We start from the raw sequence: 24148 nt of genomic DNA, 5'->3' as shown, positions 1-24148 counted from the left end.
GACTATCCGACCACTATGTGGACATCCGCCCGGCGCCCGCGAGCTCCCGCACCGTCCGGATCAGCTCGTTGGGGTCGAACGGCTTGGTGATGTAGGCGTCCACCCCGATCTCGTGGCCCCGCCGCACATCGTGGTCCTGCGCCCGCGCGGTGATCATGACGACCCTGATGTCCCGCGTCGCCGCGTCCTCCCGCAGCCTGACGGCGGTCACCCACCCGTCCAGCCGCGGCATCATCACGTCGAGCGTGATCACGTCCGGCGCCACCTCGGCCACCTTGTCCAGGCAGTCCCGCCCGTCCACGGCCGTCGCCACCTCGAACCCCTCCAACTGCAGGTTCACGGCGATGAGCTGCCTGATCACCTCGTCGTCGTCCACGACCAGCACCCGGCCCAACGACCGGTCCCCGGCACGCCCCTCCCCCACGCTCACGGCGCGAGATTAACCCACTCTCACCTCCGCCGCACCGGGATCGCCGAGGTGCACGCCACTCCCCCAACCCTGGTAGCCTCTTCTCCGCACCCGGTGAACATCGCCGGGACGGTGCGCCCCCTTAGCTCAGGGGATAGAGCAACGGCCTCCGGAGCCGTGTGCGCAGGTTCGAATCCTGCAGGGGGCACCTCCCATCTATCGGCCGATTCCCCCTTTCGAGTTGGGGCGGGTCGGCCGTTTCGCATTTCGCGCGCCCTGCGATGCGAGGGCACCGCTCTCGCGTTCCGGCGATCGGCTCTGCCTCCGCTTCGTCGCCTTCACCGAGCACGTCGTTCTGGGGCTTCGGGCCGGGGACGCGGGTACGGACCTCGACGTTCACCGGCGGATCACCGACGGCACCGTCGACTCGGCGGGCTTCATCGCGGGCATCGAGGAAGGGTTCGGGTTCGGGCAGAGCCTCGACGACCTCGCCGCGGATTCGGACGACAACGACACCAGGAGCACGGAATGAGCGAGCAGCGCGGCGGCCGCAGGGTCGTCACCAACATGGCCTTGTCCCTCGACGGGCGCTACGCCCGACCGGACGACCCGCTGGACATGGGCTGGGTGATGCCGTACGCCGTCACCGAGGTCGCCCGCGATCATCTGACCGCTCTGTGGGAGCCGGCGACGACGGCTCTGCTGGGGCGCGTCAACGCCGAGGGGTTCCTCGCCTTCTGGCCCACCGTCATCGGTATGGAGGGCGCGGACCCGCGCGACGAGGGCTTCGCGAGGTGGCTGGTCGACGCGGACAAGGTGGTCTTGTCCTCCACTCTCGGCGAGGCGCCGTGGGAGCGGACGGTGATCGTCGACAGGCCGACCGCCGAGGTGGTCGCGGAGCTCAAGGCGTCCGAGGGGGGCGACATCCTCGTGCTCTCCAGCGCGAGCGTCATCAAGGCTCTGCTGGCGGCCGATCTGGTCGACCGGCTGGCGTTCACGGTCTTTCCGGTCTTCCTCGGCGGCGGACCGCGTCTCTTCGACGACGGCCTGCCCGAGGCGCGGTGGGCGCTCGCCGCCCAGGCGGCGGGTGAGCACGGCACGGTGTCCCTGGTGTACGACCGGGTCCGCTGAACGCATCCGGCCGGTGAGGGCGGCCTCGCTCTCGCGGGCCTTTTCCGGTTTTCGGTCATCCGGCGACCACGGAACCTCGGGGAAAGCCGGGCCCGACTCGCGGCAAAGGTCTATTTTCTCCCCATACCGAGTCGAGGGGAGAAGCGATGAGGTGTGCCCTGATGGGTTTGGCGGTGGTCGGCGTCCTGCTCACCGCATGTGGAACGACCGCGACACCCACCGCCGCGGCGGATCCGGAGAGCGTCTCACCGTCCGCGTCGGTGAGCGCGGCGACACCGACGATCGAGAAGCACACCGTCACCGAGACCGAAGAGATCCCGTTCGAGACCGAGCGGGTGGACGACCCCACGCTGGACGAGGGCACGACCAAGGTCAGGAGGCGCGGCGTCGAAGGGGTCAGGACCTTCACCTACCAGATCTCCTTCACCGATGGCGTTGAGACGGGCCGGAGGCTGGTGCGCAAGGTGGTCACCAGGGAGCCGGTGGACCGGGTCATCGCCGTCGGCACCAAGGAGACCTCCCGGTGCGACCCGAACTACAGCGGCGCCTGCGTGCCGATCGCCAGTGACGTCGACTGCGCGGGCGGGAGCGGCAACGGCCCCGCCTATGTGGACGGACCGGTCCGCATCGTGGGCACGGACGTCTACGACCTGGACCGCGACGGGGACGGCATCGCCTGCGACGACTGAGTCCGCCCGCGGTTGACGCAATCGATCGGTTGCCATAGTGTTGCAACCGATCGATTGCTACTCACTGGGAGGCATCATGGGATTCCCCGATCGCATCGAACGGACCGTGGAGGTCTCGCGTCCGCCGAGCACGGTGTGGGAGGCGCTCACCACGGCCGAGGGGCTGAGCGCCTGGTTCGGCGACGAGGCGACCATCGACCTTCGTCCGGGCGGGACGGGCCGGCTGGGCTGGTCGGCGGAAGGGCACTCGGTGGCCATGCGGGTGGAGCGGGTGGAGGAGCCGGCGGTGTTCGGGTTCACCTGGCCGATCTACGGGCTGCCCGAGAGCGATCCGCGTCGTACCTATGTCGAGTTCACGCTCGAGGCGGTCGACGCGGGGACGCGCCTCAAGGTGGTCGAGTCCGGCTTCGCGCAACTGTCGGAGGACGCCTACCGCAAGGCGTACGGCGGCAACGTCGAGGGATGGGCGAAGGAGCTCGGCGAGCTGGTCGACCACCTCGATGCCGCCTGACATCGAGACGGTCGCCGAACAGGTCTTCGTCGCCCTGGCCGACCCGACCCGGCGCGCCATCCTGGCGACGCTGGCCGCGGACGGGCCGGCCACCGCCACGGACCTGGCCGCTCGCCTGCCGATCACACGACAGGCGATCGCCAAGCACCTGGCCCTGCTGGCCGACGCCGGCCTGGTGACCGCCGAACCGGGTGAACGACGCCGGGTGCGGTACCGGCTGAACTCCGCCCCGATGCGGGTGGCCCAGCAGTTCCTGGCGGCGCTGGCCCGCGATTGGGACGGCCGACTCGACGCGTTGAGAGACCACCTCAACGGCTGAGCCCCCGCACCCCGACGACCACCGCCACCGGAGACGGCCCGACGTCCGGCCCCGCCGACGTCGGGCCGCCCCACCCGAAGAACGCCCCGCATCCGGACACGCGTCAGAGCTGCGGGTCCTTCCACAGCCGGATCGGCAGGCCATCGCAGCGTTCAGGCGACGACGGCCAAACGTGAAGGCGCGCATCCAACCACGAACGGACCCGCAGGTCAGCGCAGTCTTCAGGTGGAGGGGACCGCGGCCAACGTGAAGGCTGAGCGTCCACCCACGGGCAGGTCGGCGGCTCATCGCCTTCAGGTGATAGGACGACGGCCACACGCGAGGGCTGGGCGTTGGTGGGGTGGTCGGTCGGCCTGCCTTCAGGGGATGGCGACGATGCCGGGGCTGGTCGCGTAAGGCGACGTGCGCTGTCCGGGGCTCTCGGGCGGGTCTGATGGCGGCGCGCCTCGGGTGTGACGTCGATCCATGTCGGCCGGCGGGGCCTCCACGGGCTCGGGCGAGCCCGGTGATGCGAACAACCCACGAGCCGCGCCGTGCGGCCTGTTCGGCATGCCGCGACACGTGCCGAAGATCCACGAAGGGACACCCCCGTGACCACCGACTCGATCTCTCCGGTGCGCTTCACCGGCCGACAGCGGCTGATCCTGTTCGTGCTGCTCGGAGCCGGGTTCATGCTGTCGGTCGACTTCTCGATCCTGAACGTCGCGCTGCCGGAGGTCGGTGCGGGCGTCGGTATGGGAGACACCCGGCTCGCCTGGGTCGCCTCCGCCTACGCGCTGCCCGCCGCCGGGTTCACCCTGGTGTTCGGTCGGATGGCGGATCTGTTCGGCCGCCGCAGGCTGTTCCTGACCGGCATGGTCGTGTTGACCGGGGCCTCGCTGCTCGGCGGTTTCGCCTCCGATGCGGAGACCCTGCTGACCGCTCGGGCGCTGCAGGGCCTCGCCACCGCGATGGCGATCCCCACGGCGTTGTCCCTGCTCACCACCACCTTTCCCGAAGGCGCGGCGCGGGATCGCGTCCTCGGGCTGAACGGCGCGCTGCTGTCCGGCGGCTTCACGGTCGGCGCGCTGGTCGGCGGGACCCTCGTCGGGCTGTTGAGCTGGCGGGCCGCGTTCTTCATCAACGTGCCGGTCGCCGTCGTCATCCTGCTGATCACGCCGGCCCTGATCGGCGAGAGCCGACGGCCCGATCGGGTCCGGCTGGACCTGCCGGGAGCGGTGACCGTGACCGGCGGCCTGCTGGCGGTGCTGTACGCGATCATCGAGCGGCACGCCGCGTCCGCCGTCGTCGGCGTGCTGCTGCTGGCCGCGTTCTGGATCATCGAGCTGCGTTCCCCCGCGCCGCTCGTCCCGGTGCGCGTCCTCCGGCGGCCCACCGTGAGGTGGGGCAACCACGCCGGGCTCGTGATCTTCACCATGGAACCCGCCATGATCTTCCTGATCACGCTCTATCTGCAGCGGACGCTGGACTTCTCCCCGTTCGCCACCGGCCTGGTCTTCGGCCTGCCGGGGCTGGCGTCGGTCGCCGCCGGAGTGATCGCCGGGCGTCTCATCGGCCGGTTCGGCACCCGCGCGGTCCTCACCGCGGGCCTGTCGGTGCAGGGCCTGGCGACGCTCCCCCTGGTGTTCCTCGGCACCGACCGGGCGGCGCTCGCGATCTTGATCCCCGCCCTGTTCATCGGGTTCTTCGGCCACGTCACCTGCATCGTCGCGTACACCGTGACCGCGACGTCGGGCCTGCCGAACGAGGAGCAGGGCCTGGCCACCGGCCTGACCTCGATGACCCAGCAGGTGGCCATCACCATCGGCATCCCCATCCTGAGCGCCGTCGCCGCGACGCAGACCGCCGAACTGACCGGCATGCGCCTCGCCCTGAGCGTGAACGTGGCCGTGACGCTCGCCAGCATGGTCCTCATCTGGATCGGCCTGCGCCCCCGCAGGGAACACCCGGCGGCGGCGACGACCCCGAAGGCCGAGCACCGACCACGAGTTCACGACGGGCGCTGACCCCTCGTACGCGGGGATCACAGGTCCAGTACGGCGGTGATCGTCAGGCCCTGCTCGGTGAGGCGGGCGGCGCAGCGGCGTACGTTCCGGGGCGTTCCGGGGCGGCGGGGGTCGAAGATGAGGCCCGCCACCGTGCCGCTGTGGGCGATCTGCACTCCGCAGCCGCCGTGGGAGCGGCAGAGGGCGAGCAGCGCGCTCAGGCGGGGGTTGGGCAGGTGGCGCTGGTTGAGCCGGGCGCTGGCGGAGGCGACGCGGCCCACGAGGAGGGGATCGCCTCGGTCGACGGCCCTCCGCAGCGCGGTGCGGAGGGAGGCGAAGGCGCGGATCTCTCGTTCGGTGTAGTGGGGCGGAGGAAGGGCGAGCGTGTCGATGCCGGCTCCTCCGGAGCGGGTGTCGCAGCCGATCACCACCATGGGGGGCAGGCTCGGGCCGAGGGTCTCCAGGATCCGGCCCTCACGCTGGGCGAACAGGACGACGCCGTCGATCATGACGGGGTCCGAGGCGCCCTCCGCCAGGACGGCCAGTCGTGCGACGTCGATCGGGCCCGGGGTGATGACGTGGGCGTCGGCGACTGCTCTGATGGCGGCGGTGACGTCGCTGGTCGAGGAGCCCATGCCGATGCCGGGCGGCACGTCGCTCGTGAGGTGGACGCGTCCGCCCCGTTCGCCCGGCGGGTACGGGGAGAACTCGCCCAGGGCGAGGAGGGCGGCGCGCCGGACCTTCTCCCGTCCCCGCGCCTCGACCCGGCCCGAACGGTCGGGGTGAAAGATCGCCCGGCTCCCCGGGCCACCCGGATGCGGCAGGGTGACCAGCGCCCGGCGGAGGCGACCGTCGGCGTCGTGGAAGACGCCCTGCAGCAGCTCGCCGTGGTGGGCCGGGGCATGACCGGTCCCCGTCCGGACGACCGCGGTCACCGTCTCCCTCGCCACACCGGCACCGTAACAAGGGCCCGACCGCGGGGCTTCCGGGGCCGGAACGGGGCGTATTAGGCTCCCGGTGTGATCAAGGCGGTGCTGTGGGACTTCGATGACACGATCTTCGACTTCTCCGGCTCGGAGCGGCGTGGGCTGCTCCGCCACCTCGCGGCCGAGGGGCTGCCGTCGGACGAGGACGCGTTCGACCGCTGGCGCAGGCTCGCGAACGTCCAGTACCGGCGTTTCCTGTCCGGGGAGCTGACCTTCGAGGAGCAGCGCCGGGAAAGGGTCCGCGCCTTCCTCGACCGGCCGCTGTCCGACTCCGAGGCGGACGCGTGGTTCGACCGGTACATCGCGTTGTTCGAGGCGGCCTGGTCGGTGTTCCCCGACGCGGCCCCCGTGCTGGCGGCCCTTCCCCATCGGCACGGCATGCTGTCGAACTCCAGCACCCACCACCAGGAGCGGCGGAGCACGGCGCTGGGGCTGCGGCACCACTTCGAGGTGCTGCTGTGCTCCGATCGGCTCGGGTGCGCCAAACCGGACCCCAGGGCGTTCCTCGCCGCGTGCGAGGCCCTGAACCTGCCCCCGGCCGACGTCGCCTACGTCGGCGACAGGCTCGACGTGGACGCGATGGGCGCGCGGGACGCGGGTCTGCTCGGGATCTGGCTGGACCGGCAGGGCTCGGACGATCCGGTGCCGGAAGGCGTGCACCGGATCTCCGGCCTCGACGAACTCGCCGCGCTCCTGACCCCCGGCTAACCGCGTTCCGGCACCGGGATGACCCGGTGGGTCGGCGGCGGTGCGGTCAGGTCGACGGTGGCGGTGAACGGCCTGCCGTCGTCACGGCAGACGAACTGCATGACGTGGCGTCCGGCGGCGGCGGCGCGGATGAGGCCGCCCGTGGTGGCCCAGACCCCGGACATGTAGAAGTTCTCCAGGCCGGGCAGCCCGGGGCCATGCTTCTTGACGAGCTTCTCCAGCGTCTCGCCGCTCTCCACGAAGGGCTGCCAGCCCAGCACCGTTCCGTCGTAGTTGCCGGTGTAGCGGACCTGGGTGAGGGGCGTCGAGATGTCGCGGAGGGAGACGGCGTCGGCGATGCCGGGGTGGCGTCGGTCCAGGATGTCGACGAGGGCGTCCTTGACCCGACGTTTGGCCTGGTAGTAGTCGCGGCCCCGTTTGACCTGGAGCGTGTGGCGCTCCTCGCCCTTGCGCATCCGGCTGGTCTGTTCCGGCCCCACGCTGAGGGCGCGCCACGGCTCGATGTCGCAGAAGTACGTCGCGTAGACCACCGTGGTGCCCGGCGGGGACAGCTCCGGGTAGTGCGTGCTGCGGAACTGGACGTTGATGCTGGGATGCCGGATGCCGATCAGACCGGCGGCCTCCTCCTCGTCGAGCAGGTGGGTGGTGCAGGGATCGCCGCCGGGGAAGTCGCTTCGCAGACCGAGGAAGAGGCAGAAGTACCCGGGGAACACCATGCCGGGCTCCCTGATGGTGCGGGTGTAGAGCCGCTCGTACTCCGCGTTGAGGTAGCGCCCCTTGAGGAACCGCGTCATCGTCGTGTGCCCGTCGCAGGCCGAGACCACGATGTCGGCGAAGTGCTCGCTGCCGTCGCTGAGCCGCACCCCGATCGCCCGATCGTCCTCGACGAGGATCTCCTCGACCTTGGCGTTGTAGGTGATGTCGCCGCCGAGCCTGCGGTAGCGGCCCTCGATCGACGTCGCCAGCCCCAGCGAGCCGCCCTCCGGAACCCCGGCCGACAGGTCGGCGTGCGCGGCGAGCTGGAAGTAGTACGGCAGCACCGGGAACGCCGGATGCTTCTCGTACAGGACGAAGTTGAACGCCTCCCGCAGCAGCGGGTCGCGGAAGCGCGCCGAGTAGTCCGTCATCAGCACGCTGATGGACTTGCGGATGACGTTGAAGTGCGGCAGGAACGAGGCCAGCATCCGCCAGCGCTCCAGCCGCCCCATCAGCCCGACCGGCGTGAGGAACGGATAGGCGGCCAGCGCCCTGCGGAACTTGCGGAGTCCGTCGCAGAACTCCCTGATCAGCCGGGTGTCGGCGGGCGAGAGGCCGATGAGGTGCGCCTCCAACCGATCGGGGTCGGAGTAGAAGTACACCGCCCGCCCGTCCCGGCCGCGCACGACGTTGAACACGTCGAAGTGCCGGATCTCCTTGCCCTGCAGGGCGCCGAGCTCCAGCCAGATCTGGTGCATCTCGTTGCCGGGCCCGCTGCCGAGCAGCCAACTGATGCAGCAGTCGAACGTGAAGTCGCCGCGTTCCCAGGCGGTGCAGCAACCGCCGGGGATCTCGTGCATCTCGAAGATCCGCGTCCGGTAGCCGTTCATCTGCGCGTAGCAGCCGGTGGACAGGCCACCGAGCCCGCCACCGATGATGATCATGGTCTCGCGCGTGTCGTGTGCCATCGATGCTCCTCGGCGAGGGCGGCGGTCAGCGCGCACGCCACTGGTCCAGTTGGGGGAGCCGGCCCAGCCGGTCGGGGTTCCAGGGCCCGGTGCCGGGGCTCTCCTCGGCCCGGAACGGCAGGCCCAGCTCCTCGCACAGGTACTGGACGACGAAGCGGCCGGACGCGGCGGAGCGGATCAGGCTGCCCATCCCCGCCCATTGGCCGGCCTGGGAGAACCCGCGCAGCCCCGGCAGCCGCATCCGCTCCTTGTTGACGGTGCCGGACACCAGGTCCTCGGCCTCGGTGAACGACATCCAGCCGAGGATGCTGCCGCGCAGGTTGCCGGTGTAGCGCTCGAGCGTCGCCGGCGAGGCCACGTCCATGACCTCGATGCGCTCGCCGAGCCCGGGATGACGCCGTTCGAGGAAGTGCCGCAGGAAGTCGGCGACCTCGATCTTGCGGGCCCGGTAGGTGCGGCGGTCGGCGACCCGCAGCGACTTCCAGTACGCGAAGTCGCTGAGGTACGTGCAGTGGATCACCGAGTGGCCGGGGGGCGCGAAGCCGTCGGAGTAGTGCGAACGGTTCTGCACCACCACGCTGCCCTGGAGGACCCCCGGCAGCCGGGCGGCGTCGGACTCCGACAGCAGATACGTCGTGCTGTGCGGCTCGCCGGGGTCGAGCCCGCCCCGCACCCCGGCGAACGCCGAGACCACGCCCGGGTACATCATCCCGGGGCGGTCCACCATCTCGTTGTAGAGCCGGTCGATCCGCGGGCTCGTGTACTGCCCGCCGAGCAGGTCGTAGACGGTGGTGCGCCCGTCGCAGGCGGAGACGACGTGGTCGGCGTAGTAGCGGGCGCCGTTCTTGAGCCGCACCCCGACGGCGCGGTCGTTCTCGACGAGGATCTCCTCGGCGCGGGCCCGGTAGGTGACGGCGCCGCCCAGGGACGTGTACCGGTCCTCGATCGACCGCGACAGCCCCAGCGACCCGCCCTGCGGGAACCCGGCGTTGTCGTTGTGGGCGGCGGCCATGTTGAACAGGTACGGCAGCAGCGGGAAGACCTCGTGGTCCTGGAAGAAGATGTTCCGGAACGCCCTCCTCAACAGCGGGTCCTGGAACCGATCGGAGAACGCGTGCATCTGCGTGGCGGCCGTCCGCCAGAACAGCCGGAACGCCGGCAGCACCGTGCGCAGCAGGGCGAGGTTCTCGCGGGGCGTCCGCAGCGCCGCCGGCTTCAGGAACGGGTACAGCTCGATGCCGATGAACCGCCGCAGGTCCCGGCAGAACGACCGGATCAGCCGGGCGTCGGCCGGGGAGACCTCCAGCAGGTGGGCCTCCAGCCGGTCGGGGTCGTTGTAGAAGGTCACCGACCGGCCGTTCTCGTCGACGACCCGGTTGAACAGCTCGAAGTTGCGGATCGTCTTGCCGTCCAGGGCCCCCAACTCCCGCCAGATCCGGTGGGCGTCGTTCCCCTCGGCGGTGCCGACCAGCCACTCGATGCAGTAGTCGAAGATGTAGCCGTCCCGGGACCAGGCCGTGCAGCAGCCGCCGGGCAGCACGTGCTTCTCCAGGATCCGGGTGTCCATGCCGCTCATCTGGGCGTAGCAGCCGGTGGCCATCCCCCCGACCCCCGCGCCGATGATCAGGACGCGGGGGCGGGCGCCCGGTACCGGACGGGTCGTCCAGTCGGGCTCCGTGCGGGGGCTCATCGGTGCGCCAGGAGGTCGCGGACCAGGGCGGCGTTGGCGGTGACGTGCTCCTCGTCCAGCATCGCGGCGTGCTCGCCGGAGCCGCGGAGCACCTCGGTGGGCGCGACGGCGGCGCCCTGCCAGGTGCCGGGCCGGCCGGTGGCGTAGAGCGGCACCTTGTCCTCGTCGGAGATCACGGTGACGCGCGCGGCGACGCGGCCGAGGTTGGGGGTGCGGCCGCAGAACCGGATGTACTCCCGGGCCTGCTCCAGCGTCTCGGCGGCGACGGTCTCCGACCCGGTGTGCCGGAGCAGGTGCTCGGCCAGCTCCCGTTCGAACTCCGCGAAGTCCTCGCTGCCGAGCTCGAACGGCTCGGAGATCCGGTACGAGTCCATGATGATCACGTGGGTGACGTCCCGGCCGCGTCGTTCCAGCTCCTTGGCCGTCTCGAACGCGAGGTTGCCGCCGAGCGAGTAGCCGAGCAGGGCGCAGGGGCCCTCGGGGCGCAGCGCCTCGACGAGGTCGGCGTAGCGCGCCACCTTGTCGTCGCCGGCCACGTGGTTGAACGCGACCAGCGCGCGTTCGGGGAGCCGGGCGGCGAAGCGCCGGTAGACCAGGCCGTGGCCGCCGGCGGGCGGGAAGCAGAACAGCGGCTCCCCGGCCTCCGGGTTGAAGACCAGGTACGGCTCGGCCCCGGCGAGGCGGCCGGTGATGATGTGCTCGACCGTCCGCGCCATCCCCTGCAGCGTGGTCGCCTTGAACAGCCGGCCGACCGGGATGGTGATGTTGAACTCGGCCTGCAGTTCGTGGATCAGCTCGATGAGCTTGACGGAGCTGCCGCCGGCCTCGAAGAAGTCGTCCCGCAGGTCGGGCTCCTCCAGGCCCAGCAGGGACTTCCACCGGTCGGCCATCCGGGACTCGTACAGCGTCACCGGGGGCTCGGGCGCCCCGCGACGCCCGCCGATCTCGGGGGCGGGGAGGGCGGCGACGTCGATCTTGCCGTTGGGGGTGAGCGGCAGCTCGGGCAGCTCCACGAAGTACGTCGGGATCATGAACGTCGGGAGCTGCTCGGCCAGGTGGCGCCGCACCGCGCGCCGGTCCACCTCCGCACCCGGGGTCGGGACGCAGTAGGCGCACAGCGCCGTCTCGCCCGACGCGTCGGTGCGGGCGGTGACCACGGCCTGCGCCAGCCCCGGCAGACCCGCCAGCCGCGACTCGATCTCGCCGATCTCGACGCGGTGCCCGCGCACCTTGATCTGGGTGTCCACCCGTCCGAGGAGCCGCGCCACGCCCTGCGCGTCCCAGTGGGCGAGGTCCCCGGTCCGGTACAGGCGGACCGGTTCGCCGGCCGGCGCGAGGGTGACGAACCGCCGCTCGGTCCGCTCGGGGTCCCCGGCGTACCCGAGCGCCACCCCGTCGCCGCCGATCCACAGCTCCCCCGCCACACCGGGCGGCACGGGCTCGCCGCGGTCGTCCAGGATGTAGAGGGTGCTGCCCGGGAACGGCCTGCCGATCGGCACCGTCTCGCCGGGCTCCATGCCGTCGACGGGGCCCTCGAAGTAGGCGCTGTCGATGGTCGCCTCGCTGACGCCGTACGAGTTGACCAGCCTGGTCTCGGGCCCGCACAGGGCCCGCAGCCGCCGGTACTCCTCGACCTTCCACACGTCCGAGCCGACGACGAGCAGGCGCAGGAAGTCCAGCCCGCGGCCCGCCCGCTCGCAGTGGGAGATCAGCCCGCGCACGATGGCCGGGACGAACTCTCCGCAGTCGACCCGTTCCTCGACCATCGTCGCGTAGAGGCGCGCCGTGTCGAACAGCAGCTCGCGCGGCGCCAGGACCAGCGTCCCGCCCGAGCACAGCGCGCGGACGAGGTCGCCGGTGAAGACGTCGAAGGAGAAGCTCGCCATCTGGAGATGGACCCGGACGTCCTCCTCCAAGCGGTACTCGCGCCGCCACCCGTCGTAGACGGAGGCGAGGTTGCGGTGGCCGACCCGCACCGCCTTGGGGAGCCCCGTGGAGCCGGACGTGTAGATGACGTAGGCGGGCGACTCGGGGCCGACCTCGGCGTCACCGTCGGACTCCGGGGCGTTCCGCAGGTCGTCCAAAGTCAGCGCCCCGTCCGGCAGGTCCGGCAGGCGGTCGCGGCCGGCCCCGTCCACGATGACGAGCGCGGCCTCGGAGTCGGCGACCATGTAGGCCAGGCGATCGGCCGGGTACGCGGGGTCGAGGGGCAGGTAGGCCCCCCCGGCCCGCAGCACCGCCAGCAGCGTGACGATCATCTCGGGTGTGCGGTCCATGCACAGCGCCACCACCGTGCCGTCGCCGACACCCAGCCCGCGCAGCCGCCGCGCCAGCGCCCGTGAGCGGTCGTCCAGCTCGCCGTAGGTGAGCCGGTGGGGCGGGCCCGACTCGGACGGGGCCGACACGGCGACCGCGTCGGGTCGATCGGCGGCCCTCCGGATGATCAGCTCGTGCACCGGCACGTCGTGGCGGGTCCGCCGGCCGGCCCCGCTCCAGGTGTGGACGATCAGGTCGCGTTCGCTGGGTGCGAGCAGCTCCAGCCGGGTGGCCGGACGGTCGGCGGGCCCCCGGGTCAGCTCGTCGAGCAGGTTGACGTAGTGCCGGGCCAGCCGCCGCACCGTCTCCGGCAGGAACAGGTCGGTGTTGTACTTGAACACGCAGTGGAAGCGCCGGTCGGCCTCGTCCTCGTAGGCCGACAGGGTGAGGTCGAACTGGCCCTCCTCCTCGGGCAGCTCGATGTACTCCAGTCGGTAGCCGTACTTCTCGGTGGCGACCTTGTGGGCGAGCAGGATGAACATCGCCTGGAACACCGCCGACCGGCTCGGGTCGTGCTGCAGCCCGAGCCGCTCGACCAGCATCACGAACGGGTACTCCTGGTTGTCCAGGCCGTTCAGGACGGTGGCGCGGACCTGCCGCAGGACGTCGGCGATCGTCGGCTCGCCGGCGAGGTCGACGTGCAGCGGCAGCGGGTTGACGAAGTAGCCGTAGACGGAGGAGAACTCCTCGCGGGTGCGGCCGGTCACCGGGCTGCCGACGATGATGTCGTCCTGCCCGGAGTAGCGGTGCAGCAGGAGGTAGTAGGCGCTCAGCAGCACCATGAACACGGTCGTGTCGTTCTCGCGGGCCAGCGTGTGGACCCGGGCGGACAGGTCGGTGTCCAGGGTGAAGAACTCGGACGCGCCGTTGTGGGTCTGGACGGCCGGGCGGGGACGGTCGGTGGGCAGGGCGAGGACCGGGACCTCCTCGGGCAGGTGGTCGCGCCAGTAGTCCAGCATCCGCCGTGCGTCGGGGCCCGCCAGGAAGCGGTTCTGCCAGTTGAGGAAGTCGAGGTAGGTCGCCCCGACCGGCGGCAGCTCCACCGTCTCGCCCCGCCGCAGGCCCTCGTAGACCGCGAACAGCTCCTCGATGAAGGTGAACGTGGAGATCGCGTCGGACACGACGTGGTGCACGGCCTTCATGATCACCCAGCGGTCCGGGCCCCGCCGGAACAGCCGGAACCGCATCAGCGGGTCCCGTTCGAGGTCGTAGGACCTGCGGTACTCGCGGACGATCATCTCGTGGATCTCGTCCCACGGCCGGCCCTCGACGTCGAACCAGGCCACGTCGGGCTCGGCGGAGTCACGGACCCGCTGCACCGCCCGGCCGCCGTCCAGGGCGATGCCGGCGCGCAGCGCGGGGTGCCGCGCGACCAGGGTCCGGACGGCCTCGAACATCAGCTCCGGGTCCAGCTCGACCCGGACCTCGACCGCGCCGCCGATGTTGTACGCGAACCCGTCCGGGTTGAGCTGCTTGAGGAACCACAGCGCCTTCTGGTTCTGGGTCAGGGGGTGGCTGCGCTCGTCGGTGAACACCTCGACCTCGGCGGTCGGGGTGTCGTCCTCGGCGTCCTGGGCCGCCAGGTCGTCGTACAGGCGGGCGACCAGCTCGCCCACCGGGGCGCCGCTCAGCAGCGCCACCACGGGGAGCGCGACGCCGAGGTCGGCGGAGATCCGGGCGCGCAGCTCCATCGCCAGCAGCGAGTCCAGGCCGAGCGCGCCCAGCCCGGCGGACGGGTCGACCTGTTCGGGCCGGACCCGCAGCACTCCGGCGACCAGCTCGGTGAAGCGCCCCGTCAGGAGCGCCCTGCGTCCCTCCTCGTCGGCGTCGCGGAACGCGGCGGCGAACCCGCCCTCCTGCTCCGTCGCCGGCCCGGCGGAGGCGGCGGCCAGCTCCGACACCAGGGCCGGCGGGGTCGCGTACCAGGCCAGGAAGACCGGCCAGTCGACGACGGTCGCGACCAGGAGTTGGGCGCGGTCCTGGCCGATGACGCGTTCGAGGACGGCCATCCCGGCGTCCGGGGACAGCGAGCTCATGCCCCGGCTGTTGCGGTAGTGGTCGATCAGCCCGAGTTCCTCGATCATGCCGGTGGCCCACGGGCCCCAGTTGAGGCTGAGCGCGGGCAGGCCCCGGGCGCGGCGGTGGTGCGCCAGCGCGTCCAGGAAGGCGTTGCCCGCCGCGTAGTTGGTCTGGCCCGCCGTGGTCAGCACCGAGGCGATCGACGAGAACAGCACGAAGTGGTCGAGCGGCTCGTCGCCCAGGTGCCGGTGCAGGAGGCGCGCGCCGACGACCTTGGGGTCGTGGACGGCCAGGAAGGTCTCCCGGTCCATCTCCGGAACGAGCGTGTCGCGGACGTGCCCGGCGAGGTGGAACACGCCTCGGATCGGCGGCTGCGCGCTGCGACGGTGGTCGTCGAGCCACGCCGTCAAAGCGTCCTCGTCGGTGACGTCGAACGGCGCGACGAGGACGTGCGCTCCGAGCGCCTCCAGCTCCCGGACGAACGCGATGTCGCGCGCCGTCCGGCTGCCGGGAGCGGCCTCGCGCCAGCGGTCGCGCTCGGGCAGCCCGCGACGGCTCACCAGGATCAGCCGTCGCGCCCCGCGCCGGACGAGGAGCCGGCACACGAGGCGGCCGAGCGCTCCGAACGCCCCCGTCACGAGGTGGGACCCGTCGGGGCGCAGGCGCAGGGGCAGCGGGCGGTCGAGGTCGGCCGGGCGGAGCCGGCCGGTGAGGCGGCGGCCGTCGCGCAGGGCGATCTCGTCCTCGTCGGCGACGGACACCTCGCGGAGCAGCGCCTCGGCCTCGGCGGCCGGGTCGTCGCCGCCGGACGGGTCGAGGTCGATGAGCTTGCCCCGGTGTGCGGTCGACTCCTGATGGGCGAGGACGCGACCGATCCCCCAGGCCGATGCGCCGAGCGGCTCGGGAACGTCCCCGGGCGTCACGGCGTGGGCTCCCCGGGTGACGATGTGCAGCGCGCCCGAGGTCCGACCCGAGGCGAGCGCGCGGGCGAGGGCGACCAGCGAGTAGGAGCCGGGGTCGGGGTCGGTCGCGGCGTCGTCGAGCCTCGGCCGGTCCAGGCTCCACAGGTGGACGATCGTCGTGAACGTCTCGCCGCCCAGGTCGGTGAGAAGGCGTTCCAGGTCGTCGTCCTCGCCCGGTCGGACGGTGGACGCGTCGGCGTCGCGGTCCAGCGCGTAGGCCGAGCCCGCGCGGACCAGGTGGCAGCGTCCGCCGTCGGCGGTGGCCAGCGCTGCGAGGCGGTCTCCGACGCCGTGCCGGTCGGCGAAGACGAGCAGGTCGCCGGGAGCGGTGTCCGCGTCCTCGGCCGGGGAGGGCTCGATCCAGGCCACCTCGGCGAGCCAGCCGTCGATGGTGGTCCGGGCGACGGCCGTGGACGCCTTCTCGACGTCGGCGGCGCGGAAGCCGGCGATGCGGCCGAGCGGGGCGCCGTCGTCGCCGTACACCGCGATGTCGCCGACCAGCCCGTGGTCATCGTGCCGGGTGACGGTCGCGTGCGCCCACAGGACCCGGTCGCCGACGGGCGCGAGGCCGACCTCGTCGATCGACAGCGGCAGCAGCATCCCGCGCTCGGCGTCCGCCGGGAGCCGGGAGGCCAGCAGCGTCTGGAAGCAGGCGTCGAGCAGCACCGGGTGGACGTGGTGACCGGCGGCCTCGACACCCTCGGGGGGACGGATCCGGGCCAGCGCCTCGCCCCGACCGATCCAGACCTCCTCGATGCCCTGGAACGCCGGGCCGTAGTCGTACCCCAGCGAGGCGAGCGCCGCGTAGCAGCCGGGGCCGTCGAGGCGGCCGGTGCTGCGGGCCCGCACCGCGTCGGCGTCCAGCGCCGGCCCGCCCGAACGCCGCTGCCGGGTGCGGACGACCCCACGGGCGTGCACGACCGGGGATTCGCCCCGAAGGGTCGCGACCGTGAAGGCGGCGTTCTCGCTGGAGAAGGAGAACTGGGCCTTGCCGACCTCGCCGTCCGGCAGGAACAGGCCCTTGCGGAACTCGATGTCGGTCAGCGTCGCGTCGGTGCCTCCGGTCATCACCCGTACGGCCTGCGCGGCCATCTCCAGGTAGCCGGCCGCCGGGAACAGCGCGTCGCCCTGGATGCGGTGGTCGTTCAGGTACGGCAGGGACTCGACGTCGAGCGCGGCCTCCCAGGTCGGCTCGGCGGTCGCCAGACGGCGGCCGAGGAGCGGGTGGTCGCGGCGGCCGAGGCGGACCTGCTCGACGGGGCGGGGCTCCACCCAGTGCCGGTGCCGCCGCCAGGGGTAGCGCGGCAGCGGCACCGGCCGGCCCGCCGGGTGCAGCACCTCCCAGTCGACGTCGGCGCCGAGGTTGTGGAGCGCGGCCAGCGACAGGGCGAAGCGGGCGGCCTCGTCCTCCCTGCGGCGGATGGACGGCAGGGCGGTCGCCTCGATCCCCCGGTCGCGGAGGCCCTCGGTGATCGAGTGGCCGAGCACCGGATGCGGGCCGATCTCCAGGAACACCGTGTGCCCGTCGTCGGCGAGCCGTTCGACGGCCGCGTGGAAGCGGACACTGTTGCGGACGTTCTCCCACCAGTACCCGGCGTCCAGCTCGGTGCCGTGCGCGACACCCTCGCGACCGGTCAGGTACAGCGGGACGCGGGCGGGGCGCGGCGTGATCCCGGCCAGGGAGGACAGCAGCTCGTCCTTGATCGCGTCCATGCCGGCACTGTGGTACGGCACCCGCACGGCGAGGGCCCGCGCGAAGATCTGCTCGGCCTTCAGCCCCTCGGAGAGCGCGGCCAGTGCGTCCTGGTCGCCGGCGAGGGTGATCGCCGTGGGGCCGTTGACGGCGGCCACCGACACCCGGCCGCCGAAGCCGCCGATGCGGCGCTCGGCCTCCTCCTCGGTCAGGCCGACGGCGAGCATCCCGCCCGTGCCGACCAGCTTCTGCTGGAGGCGGCTGCGGTGGACCACGATCCTGATCGCGTCCTCCAGCGTGTAGACGCCGGCCTCGTAGAACGCCGCGACCTCCCCGGTGCTGTGCCCGACGATGGCGGCGGGCCGCACGCCGTGGGCGCGCCACATGGCCGCCAACCCGACCTGGACGGCGAAGTTGGCGGGCTGCGCCAGCCAGGTCTCGGCCATGTTCGAGGCGGACTCGTCGGCGGTCAGCTCCTCGATCAACGACCAACCGGTCAGCTCGGCGATGGCGCGGTCGCAGCGCTCGATCTCGGCGCGGTAGTCGGGCTCGGTCTCCAGCAGTTGCCGGCCCATGGCCCACCACTGCGGGCCCATGCCGGTGAACACCCAGACCGGGCGGCCGTCCCAGTCGTCGCGTCGCCGGTCCGCGAGCACGTGCGGGTGGGCGTCGCCGCGCGCACAGGCGGCGAGGCGCTCGTCCAGCGCCTCGGGCGAGTCGTACACGATCGACAGGCGCGACTCCAGGTGCTGGCGACGGTGCGCCAGCGTGTACCCGAGGTCGCGCGGCGACACGCCGTCGGCCAGCTCCCGTCGCAGGCCCTCGGCCATCTCGGGGAACGCCTCGGGGTCGCGGGCGGTCAGCGGCAGCACCGTGAACCCGGTCTTGGCCGGCCCCTCGGGCGCGGGCGCGAGGGCGGGCGGCTCCTCCAGCAGGACGTGCGCGTTGGTGCCGCCGAAGCCGAAGGAGTTGACACCGGCGCGGGCCGGGCCCTCGTGCTCGGGCCAGGCGGTGACCTCGGTGGGGATCTCGTACGGGAGGGACGCGAGGTCGATGTCGGGGTTGACCCGCTCCAGGTTGATGTGCGGCGCGATGGTGCGGTGCTTCAGCGACAGCGCCGTCTTGATGAGCCCGGCGATCCCGGCGGCCGACTCGGTGTGGCCGATGTTCGTCTTGACCGAGCCGACGTAGCAGGGGGCGCCGGGCGCGCGGCCGATCGCCAGGGCGCGGCCGAGGGCCCGGGCCTCGATCGGGTCGCCGACGGGTGTGGAGGTGCCGTGCGCCTCGACGTACTGGAGGTCGCCCGGGGTGATGCCGGCCTCGGCGCAGACCCGTTCGATCAGGTCGACCTGGGCGTCGGGGTTCGGCACGGTGATCCCGTTGGTGCGGCCGTCCTGGTTCGCGCCGCTGCCGATGATCACCGCGTGGATCGGGTCGCCGTCGCGCAGCGCGTCGTCGAGCCGCTTGAGCGCGACGATGCCGACGCCCTCGGCCCGCACGTAGCCGTCGGCGGACGCGTCGAACGTGCGCGACCGGCCCTCGGGCGACAGGAACCCGCCCTTGGTCTCGGCGATCGTGTACTGCGGGGTCAGGTGCAGCAGGGTGCCGCCCGCGAGCGCGAGGTCGGTCTCGCCGCGCAGCAGGCTCTGCCGCGCCAGGTGCACGGCCACCAGGGACGAGCTGCACGCCGTGTCGACGGAGACGCTGGGGCCCCGGAAGTCGAAGCAGTACGAGATCCGGTTCGACACCATCGTCATCATCGTGCCGGTGGCGGTGTGCGCCGCCAGCGTCTCGAAACCCAGGTCGGCGAACTGCAGGATCTTGTAGTCCAGCGTGAACGCGCCCACGAAGACGCCCACGTCGCGGCCCGCCAGCGCGCCCGGCCGCTGCCCGCCGTCCTCCAGCGCCTCCCAGGCCACCTCCAGCAGCTTGCGCTGCTGCGGGTCCATGTGGTCGGCCTCGCGGGGGCTGATGCCGAAGAAGGCGGGGTCGAACTCGTCGAAGCCGTCGATGTAGCCGCCGCGTCCGGCGACCAGGCGTCCCGGCTTGGCCTTGTCGCGGCTGGCGAGGGTGGTCACGTCGTAGCGGTCGGCGGGTGTCGCGGTGATGCAGTCCTTGCCGTCGAGCAGATTCCGCCAGAACGTCCGGTGGTCGCCGGCGCCGCCGGGCAACCGGCAGCCGATCCCGATGATCGCCGTTTTGTCGCGGTGGGGGGTGTCAGCCGGTTCCGGCACCATGGCAGTCCTCGATCGCTGTGCGGGAAGTGGTAAAGGGCGCGGGGGTGGCGCGCGGCGGCCCAAACACTAGGGGCAACAAAACCAATTCGCAACAGAGCGTCACAACGCCATTACAGGCCGGTCGAAGCAGGTCATAGAGCACACAAAAATGGTCCTACCAGGGACTTCATCGATGTCCGAAATTCGATGATCGACTTTCCATAACACCAGCAAGCAGGCATACCACCAGCACTCGGGCGGGGCGGAGAAAATCCGGGGAAGGTCGAGTCCCGTCATCATCTATAACACTTTTTCCGACCTTCACAACACAATGGTCATTACCCTGAAATCAGGGCACGTGCCCCATTGCGGTCAGACCTCCGCCGGCACCAGCGCGACGGCGAGGCGTCGGACGCCGGCCCGGATGCGGTCCCAGTCGTAGCCCTCGTCGCGCAGCGCGTTGGCGAGGTCGGCGTCCACGACGGCCAGCAGGGCGTGCGCCGCGTGGCCGGGATCGGGCGCGCCCGCGCACAGCAGGGCCAGGTGCATGTGCCAGAACCGGTAGGCGCCGATGCGGTAGCGGGCCCCCGGGGCGGCCGTCTCGGACAGCCGGACCAGCTCCAGGTGGCGGGCGAGGTGGTCGAGGTAGGCGTCGAGGAAGGCCGTCGCGCGCTCCCGGGGCGGCGCTCCGGGCCCCAGGGGCGGCTCGCCGGACAGCACGGCCCTCTGGATCTCGCGCTCCCGCTCGTCCAGCAGCGCGGAGACCAGGCCCGACTTGTCGCCGAACCGGCGGAACACGGTGCCCTTGCCCACCCCGGCCGCCTTGGCGACGGCGTCCACGGTCATCGCCTCCGCCCCGGAGCGGGCGAACAGCTCGGCCGCCGCCTCCAGGATGCGCGACCGGTTGCGCGCGGCGTCGGCCCGCTCCCGGGGCGGGCGGCTCGCAATGTTCAGCAGCTCCTCGGTCATGCCCCGCATCGTACTGGACAAGCGGACCGCAGTCCGGTTACCGTTCTTTCGACAGCTAAGCGGACCATGGTCCGGATAGAGGAGAGAAGACATGACACCACTGATCACCCGGGAGCGGCTCAAGGTGGAGATCGACGCCGGCGCCGTGACCGTCGTCGACGCGCTCGGCGGCTCCTACTACGAGCAGCAGCACCTGCCCGGCGCCGTGCCCCTCACCGAGGACGCGGTGGACGAGCGGGCCGCCGCGCTGCTGCCCGACAAGGACGCGCCGATCGTCACCTACTGCTCCAACATCGCCTGCGCCAACAGCCAGGCCGTCGCCACGCGGCTCGAGCGGCTCGGCTACACGCGGGTCCGCAAGTACCGCGAGGGCATCCAGGACTGGGTGGAGGCGGGCCTGCCCGTCGAGACCGGGGCGCACGCGCACCTCGACGCCTGACGCGGGTCGGCCGACCCCTCGGCGGTGCGCACCCCGAGGGGCCGACCGACACAATGAGGGCATGGCCAAACGTCGCGATCGTCCCCGGAACGCCCGTCCGTGCCCGTGTGGGCTGCCCTCGTCGTACGGGGAGTGCTGTGGGCGGCTGCACCGGGGAGAGGCGCGCGCCGTGACGGCCGAGCAGCTCATGCGCTCACGGTTCAGCGCGTTCGTCATCCGCGACGCCGCCTACGTCCTCGCGAGCTGGCATCCCCGCACCCGCCCGCCGCGCGTCGACTTCGACCCCCGCACGGAGTGGGAGCGCCTGGAGGTCCTCGACACCGGCGGGGGCACGGCGTTCGACACCGAGGGGACGGTGGAGTTCCGCGCCCATTACACCGGGGGCGACGACGCGGGCGAGCTGCACGAGATCAGCCGCTTCACCCGCGTCGACGGCGCGTGGGTCTACCTGAACGGGAGCATTCAGGGATGACGGAGATCTACGACGCCATCGGGGCGTACTGCGAGGACTTCCTCGGCAGCGAGAAGGAGTTCCCGTTCGGGGACGGCGCCGGGGTCTACAAGGTGGCCGGGAAGATGTTCGCCCTGGTCGCCGAGGACACCCGTCCGCTGCGGGTGAGCGTCAAGCTCGACCCGGAGGAGGGGCTCGCGCTGCGGGCCGAGTTCCCCGAGCACGTGCTGCCGGGCTATCACCTCAACAAGCGGCACTGGAACACCCTCGTCCTCGACGGCACCCTCGGGGAGGACGAGGTGCTCGGGCTGCTCCGGCAGTCCTACGACCTGGTCGTCGCCGGGCTGCCCAAGCGCCTGCGGCCACCCGCGCCCGACGCCCCTGAGGACGGTTCGACCGTTCTGTCGTAGGCGTCTCCTACGGTGGTCGCGCACCTGCGGGTGGGAGCGCCCGGTGTGCAGGCCGCGGTTCGCGTTGGGGAGAGTGGAGTGGTCGGCCCTTCGGGGCGGTCGCTCGCCCCCGCCGTACACCCGCCCGCCGCCGCTCCTTCTCGGGCCTCGCCCACCCGCGGGTGCGGCCGGGCGAAGGGAGGCGGGGCCGATCGAGGAGCTGTTCCGTACGGCGCTGAGCAACGTCGGCTTCCGCGACGCCCTGTTCCGCTGGCCCGGCCGGTCGGCCGAGCGGTACGCGGAGCTGGTGCACGAGGCCACCCGGAAGGATCCGGAGTGGACGGCCTGCTTCCTGCGCTGGCTGCGCACCGCGACGCCGATGCGGTATCCGGCGTTGGTCGGCGCCGCCGCGTTCGTCCGCGAACGGCTCGACGCGGGGGCGGCGGGCATGTCCCGTCAGGTGGTCGCCTCCGTGCTCCGGCGCGCCGACGACCCGGGCCATCTGCTGGCGCACTGGGTCGCCGTCCATGGACGGCCGGTGCCCAAGCCGCTCAAGCGGGGCATCGCCGACGCCGTGACGCTGCTCTACGACGACCGTGCGCTCCTCATGTACGACACCGGGGCCCACCACCTCGCGCTGCCCCGCTTCGCGGGCGTACGGGCCGAGGACGTCCCCCACCCGTTCCGATTCGGCGATGTCATCGCGATGACGCACCCCAACCCCCGCGACCGCCACCAGGCCGCCGTCTTCGCCCACGCCTTGAACCGACGCCGAACGACCGGACGCACCGAACGCATACCGCCGCCCCCGTCACCGCACACGCGCCGAGACGCCGCCGAGGGCGACGAGCCGAGCGCGATCGACCGGGAACGGCTCACCCCATCACCACGGCGGTCCACCGTCTCCGCGCACGCGCCGCAACGACGCCGGACGGTCGCGGCCGAGTGGGAGCGGCTCCTTCCGTCGATGTCGTTGCCCGATGTGGTGGCCCGGCTGCGGCACTTCGATCGGGCGGGCATCTCGTTCGAGTCGGCCATGGGCGTGGCCGCCCGGCTCTCCGACGCCGACGAGGTACGGGCGTCGGGGCTGTCGCCGCTGCGGCTGGTGGCGGCGGGTCGGTCGGTGGCCCGCCGGCGCTGGGCGCCCTTCCTGGAGGGGGCGGCGGCGTACGCGCTCGACCGGCTCCCGACGATCCCGGGACGGACCCTGATCCTCATCGACCACGGGGCCGACGCCGACGCCGTGTTCGGCCTGACCCTGGCCCAGCGATGCGAGGCGCCCGACGTCATCACCGGGGAGGGCGAGCCGTTCGAGGTGCTCAGGGGCGAGTCGCCGCTGCACGGGCTGATCCGATGGCGTTCCGCCGACCTGCCCTATGACCGGTCGCTCGGGTACGGGGCGGTGGGAGGGGCCTTCGCGGGTCATGATCGCGTCGTGATCATCGACGGGCACGTGCCCGAGGCGTTCGACGCGGGGGTGCCCGACGGGGTGCCGGTCTACGCCTGGCAGACGCGGCACCTGTGGCGGGCCGTCGAGTCCCGCGATCCGCTCCGGCCGCGCCTCCACGGCCTGTGCGACGCGGCGTTCTCCGTGATCCCGCTCCTGGAGGGGGCACGTCACGGCGGTTGGCCGTTCTGACGCGTCCCGCCCACCCGGGGAGAGATCGTGGGAAACCTCCCGAAAGTCGATCTTCGGGGATACCCTCCTCCCGTGGACCGTCAGGGGCGACGGTCCCGGCGCGAGAGGCGGGCCGCGGTGACCGACGAGCAGATTTCGATCCCCCATGACGTGCCGACCTCGGCACGGGCCTACGGGTGGATGCTGGGCGGCAAGGACAACTACGAGATCGACCGGCAGTTCATCCTCGGAACGCTGCAGGGGTTCCCCGAGTGCGTCGACATCGCGCGGCAGAACCGCGAGTTCCTCTACCGGGCGGTGCGGTACCTGGTCGAGGAGGCCGGGATCCGCCAGTTCGTCGACATGGGCTGCGGGCTGCCCACCGACCAGAACGTCCACCAGGTCGCCCGGGCGTTCGCCCCCGACGTGAAGGTGGTCTACGTCGACATCGACCCCATCGTGCTGGCGCACGGCCGGGCGCTGCTGGCCGACGACGAGACCACCACGGTCATCAACGCCGACATGCGCGACACGGACGCGGTCCTCGGCCACCCGGACCTGGTGCGGCTGATCGACTTCGACCGGCCGCTGGCGGCGCTGTTCCTGTCGGTGGGCCATCATCTGACCGACGCCGACGACCCGCAGGGGATCTTCCAGTCCCTCCTCGGCCGCGCCGTCTCGGGCAGCTTCCTGGGCTTCTCCCAGGTGGTGGCCGACGACGCCGGTCAGGGCGCGAAGATGTCCGAGCAGATCACCGGAGCCGGGATCCCCTGGCAGACCCGTACCCCGGCCGAGGTCGACACGCTGGTGGCGGGCCTGGAGCCGGTGGACCCGGGCCTGGTCAACCTCCGCGACTGGCGCCCCGACGCCGGGCAGCCCCCGCTGGCCCCCGTACCGGAGCCGCTGCTGCCCTGGGTCGGCGCGACCGAGCGCAACAAGGGCATCTACGAGTACGGCGGGCTGCTCCGCAAGCCCTGACCGGGG

The 24148-nt window shown here is 72.1% G+C and carries 18 protein-coding genes and 1 tRNA gene; 13 read left to right on the top strand and 6 right to left on the bottom strand.

Features of this window, described 5'->3' with window-relative positions:
* Nucleotides 1-13: 13 nt before the first annotated feature.
* The gene (locus DFJ69_RS19955; RefSeq protein WP_116026753.1) at nucleotides 14-385 is read right to left on the bottom strand and encodes a response regulator transcription factor; all 372 of its coding nucleotides are present in this window, start codon (nucleotides 383-385) and stop codon (nucleotides 14-16) included.
* Between the two features lie 160 nt (nucleotides 386-545).
* Here DFJ69_RS19955 and DFJ69_RS19950 point away from each other — a divergent pair.
* From DFJ69_RS19950 to DFJ69_RS19920, 7 genes are all read left to right on the top strand, one after another.
* Nucleotides 546-617 (top strand) — tRNA-Arg (locus DFJ69_RS19950).
* A gap of 33 nt (nucleotides 618-650) precedes the next feature.
* The gene (locus tag DFJ69_RS35670; RefSeq protein WP_245974473.1) at nucleotides 651-941 is read left to right on the top strand and encodes a hypothetical protein; all 291 of its coding nucleotides are present in this window, start codon (nucleotides 651-653) and stop codon (nucleotides 939-941) included.
* Nucleotides 938-1540, top strand: a complete 603-nt coding sequence (locus DFJ69_RS19940; RefSeq protein WP_116024003.1) for a dihydrofolate reductase family protein — start codon at nucleotides 938-940, stop codon at nucleotides 1538-1540. Before DFJ69_RS35670 ends, DFJ69_RS19940 begins: the two co-directional genes overlap by 4 nt.
* A gap of 161 nt (nucleotides 1541-1701) precedes the next feature.
* Nucleotides 1702-2229 carry a G5 domain-containing protein gene (locus tag DFJ69_RS19935; RefSeq protein ID WP_116024002.1) on the top strand — a complete coding sequence of 176 codons (528 nt, stop codon included), beginning with the start codon at nucleotides 1702-1704 and terminating at the stop codon, nucleotides 2227-2229.
* 76 nt (nucleotides 2230-2305) lie between these two features.
* Entirely contained in the window at nucleotides 2306-2740 is a 435-nt protein-coding gene (locus DFJ69_RS19930; RefSeq protein ID WP_116024001.1) for an SRPBCC domain-containing protein, read from the top strand.
* Nucleotides 2730-3059 (top strand): ArsR/SmtB family transcription factor, encoded by a 330-nt coding sequence (locus DFJ69_RS19925; RefSeq protein WP_116024000.1) that lies wholly within the window; start codon nucleotides 2730-2732, stop codon nucleotides 3057-3059. Before DFJ69_RS19930 ends, DFJ69_RS19925 begins: the two co-directional genes overlap by 11 nt.
* A 590-nt stretch (nucleotides 3060-3649) precedes the next feature.
* On the top strand, nucleotides 3650-5065 hold the full coding sequence (locus DFJ69_RS19920) for an MFS transporter (RefSeq protein ID WP_245974472.1): 1416 nt from the start codon (nucleotides 3650-3652) through the stop codon (nucleotides 5063-5065).
* Nucleotides 5066-5082: 17 nt separating this feature from the next.
* Here DFJ69_RS19920 and DFJ69_RS19915 read toward each other — a convergent pair whose 3' ends face one another.
* Nucleotides 5083-5994 carry a GHMP family kinase ATP-binding protein gene (locus DFJ69_RS19915; RefSeq protein WP_116023999.1) on the bottom strand — a complete coding sequence of 304 codons (912 nt, stop codon included), beginning with the start codon at nucleotides 5992-5994 and terminating at the stop codon, nucleotides 5083-5085.
* 69 nt (nucleotides 5995-6063) lie between these two features.
* Between DFJ69_RS19915 and DFJ69_RS19910 the strand changes: the two genes are divergently transcribed.
* Nucleotides 6064-6738, top strand: a complete 675-nt coding sequence (locus tag DFJ69_RS19910; protein WP_116023998.1) for an HAD family hydrolase — start codon at nucleotides 6064-6066, stop codon at nucleotides 6736-6738.
* On the opposite strand, the gene DFJ69_RS19905 is transcribed toward DFJ69_RS19910, so the two are convergent.
* The 4 genes from DFJ69_RS19905 to DFJ69_RS19890 all read right to left on the bottom strand — a co-directional run bounded on the left by DFJ69_RS19905 (nucleotide 6735) and on the right by DFJ69_RS19890 (nucleotide 20267).
* Entirely contained in the window at nucleotides 6735-8402 is a 1668-nt protein-coding gene (locus DFJ69_RS19905; protein WP_245974471.1) for a phytoene desaturase family protein, read from the bottom strand. The genes DFJ69_RS19910 and DFJ69_RS19905 overlap by 4 nt on opposite strands.
* Before the next feature lie 25 nt (nucleotides 8403-8427).
* Nucleotides 8428-10092: a phytoene desaturase family protein gene (locus tag DFJ69_RS19900; RefSeq protein ID WP_116023997.1), complete on the bottom strand. Its 1665-nt coding sequence runs from the start codon at nucleotides 10090-10092 to the stop codon at nucleotides 8428-8430.
* The gene (locus tag DFJ69_RS19895; RefSeq protein WP_116023996.1) at nucleotides 10089-19319 is read right to left on the bottom strand and encodes a non-ribosomal peptide synthetase/type I polyketide synthase; all 9231 of its coding nucleotides are present in this window, start codon (nucleotides 19317-19319) and stop codon (nucleotides 10089-10091) included. Before DFJ69_RS19895 ends, DFJ69_RS19900 begins: the two co-directional genes overlap by 4 nt.
* A gap of 351 nt (nucleotides 19320-19670) precedes the next feature.
* Nucleotides 19671-20267: a TetR/AcrR family transcriptional regulator gene (locus DFJ69_RS19890; RefSeq protein ID WP_116026750.1), complete on the bottom strand. Its 597-nt coding sequence runs from the start codon at nucleotides 20265-20267 to the stop codon at nucleotides 19671-19673.
* Nucleotides 20268-20358: 91 nt separating this feature from the next.
* Between DFJ69_RS19890 and DFJ69_RS19885 the strand changes: the two genes are divergently transcribed.
* The 5 genes from DFJ69_RS19885 (at nucleotide 20359) to DFJ69_RS19865 (ending at nucleotide 24142) form a co-directional block, all read left to right on the top strand.
* On the top strand, nucleotides 20359-20706 hold the full coding sequence (locus DFJ69_RS19885; RefSeq protein ID WP_116023995.1) for a rhodanese-like domain-containing protein: 348 nt from the start codon (nucleotides 20359-20361) through the stop codon (nucleotides 20704-20706).
* 61 nt (nucleotides 20707-20767) lie between these two features.
* The gene (locus DFJ69_RS19880) at nucleotides 20768-21178 is read left to right on the top strand and encodes a YchJ family protein (RefSeq protein WP_116023994.1); all 411 of its coding nucleotides are present in this window, start codon (nucleotides 20768-20770) and stop codon (nucleotides 21176-21178) included.
* Nucleotides 21175-21567 (top strand): MmcQ/YjbR family DNA-binding protein, encoded by a 393-nt coding sequence (locus tag DFJ69_RS19875; RefSeq protein WP_116023993.1) that lies wholly within the window; start codon nucleotides 21175-21177, stop codon nucleotides 21565-21567. The genes DFJ69_RS19880 and DFJ69_RS19875 overlap by 4 nt, the downstream gene beginning before the upstream one ends.
* 43 nt (nucleotides 21568-21610) lie before the next feature.
* Nucleotides 21611-23185 (top strand): serine/threonine-protein kinase, encoded by a 1575-nt coding sequence (locus DFJ69_RS19870; RefSeq protein ID WP_147312375.1) that lies wholly within the window; start codon nucleotides 21611-21613, stop codon nucleotides 23183-23185.
* Nucleotides 23186-23257: 72 nt separating this feature from the next.
* The gene (locus tag DFJ69_RS19865; protein WP_245974470.1) at nucleotides 23258-24142 is read left to right on the top strand and encodes an SAM-dependent methyltransferase; all 885 of its coding nucleotides are present in this window, start codon (nucleotides 23258-23260) and stop codon (nucleotides 24140-24142) included.
* Nucleotides 24143-24148: the final 6 nt, after the last annotated feature.

The organism is Thermomonospora umbrina, assembly GCF_003386555.1.
Lineage (GTDB): Bacteria > Actinomycetota > Actinomycetes > Streptosporangiales > Streptosporangiaceae > Thermomonospora > Thermomonospora umbrina.
This window is presented reverse-complemented; position numbering and strand designations above follow the sequence as displayed.

Excerpts from the sequence above, each read along its gene's own strand:
- DFJ69_RS19895 (WP_116023996.1), bottom strand. The coding sequence starts at position 19,319 with ATGGTGCCGGAACCGGCTGACACCCCCCACCGCGACAAAACGGCGATC.
- DFJ69_RS19875 (WP_116023993.1), top strand. The coding sequence starts at position 21,175 with ATGACGGAGATCTACGACGCCATCGGGGCGTACTGCGAGGACTTCCTC.
- DFJ69_RS19935 (WP_116024002.1), top strand. The coding sequence starts at position 1,702 with ATGGGTTTGGCGGTGGTCGGCGTCCTGCTCACCGCATGTGGAACGACC.
- DFJ69_RS19890 (WP_116026750.1), bottom strand. The coding sequence starts at position 20,267 with ATGACCGAGGAGCTGCTGAACATTGCGAGCCGCCCGCCCCGGGAGCGG.
- DFJ69_RS19930 (WP_116024001.1), top strand. The coding sequence starts at position 2,306 with ATGGGATTCCCCGATCGCATCGAACGGACCGTGGAGGTCTCGCGTCCG.
- DFJ69_RS19880 (WP_116023994.1), top strand. The coding sequence starts at position 20,768 with ATGGCCAAACGTCGCGATCGTCCCCGGAACGCCCGTCCGTGCCCGTGT.
- DFJ69_RS19925 (WP_116024000.1), top strand. The coding sequence starts at position 2,730 with ATGCCGCCTGACATCGAGACGGTCGCCGAACAGGTCTTCGTCGCCCTG.
- DFJ69_RS19905 (WP_245974471.1), bottom strand. The coding sequence starts at position 8,402 with ATGGCACACGACACGCGCGAGACCATGATCATCATCGGTGGCGGGCTC.
- DFJ69_RS19885 (WP_116023995.1), top strand. The coding sequence starts at position 20,359 with ATGACACCACTGATCACCCGGGAGCGGCTCAAGGTGGAGATCGACGCC.
- DFJ69_RS19940 (WP_116024003.1), top strand. The coding sequence starts at position 938 with ATGAGCGAGCAGCGCGGCGGCCGCAGGGTCGTCACCAACATGGCCTTG.
- DFJ69_RS19900 (WP_116023997.1), bottom strand. The coding sequence starts at position 10,092 with ATGAGCCCCCGCACGGAGCCCGACTGGACGACCCGTCCGGTACCGGGC.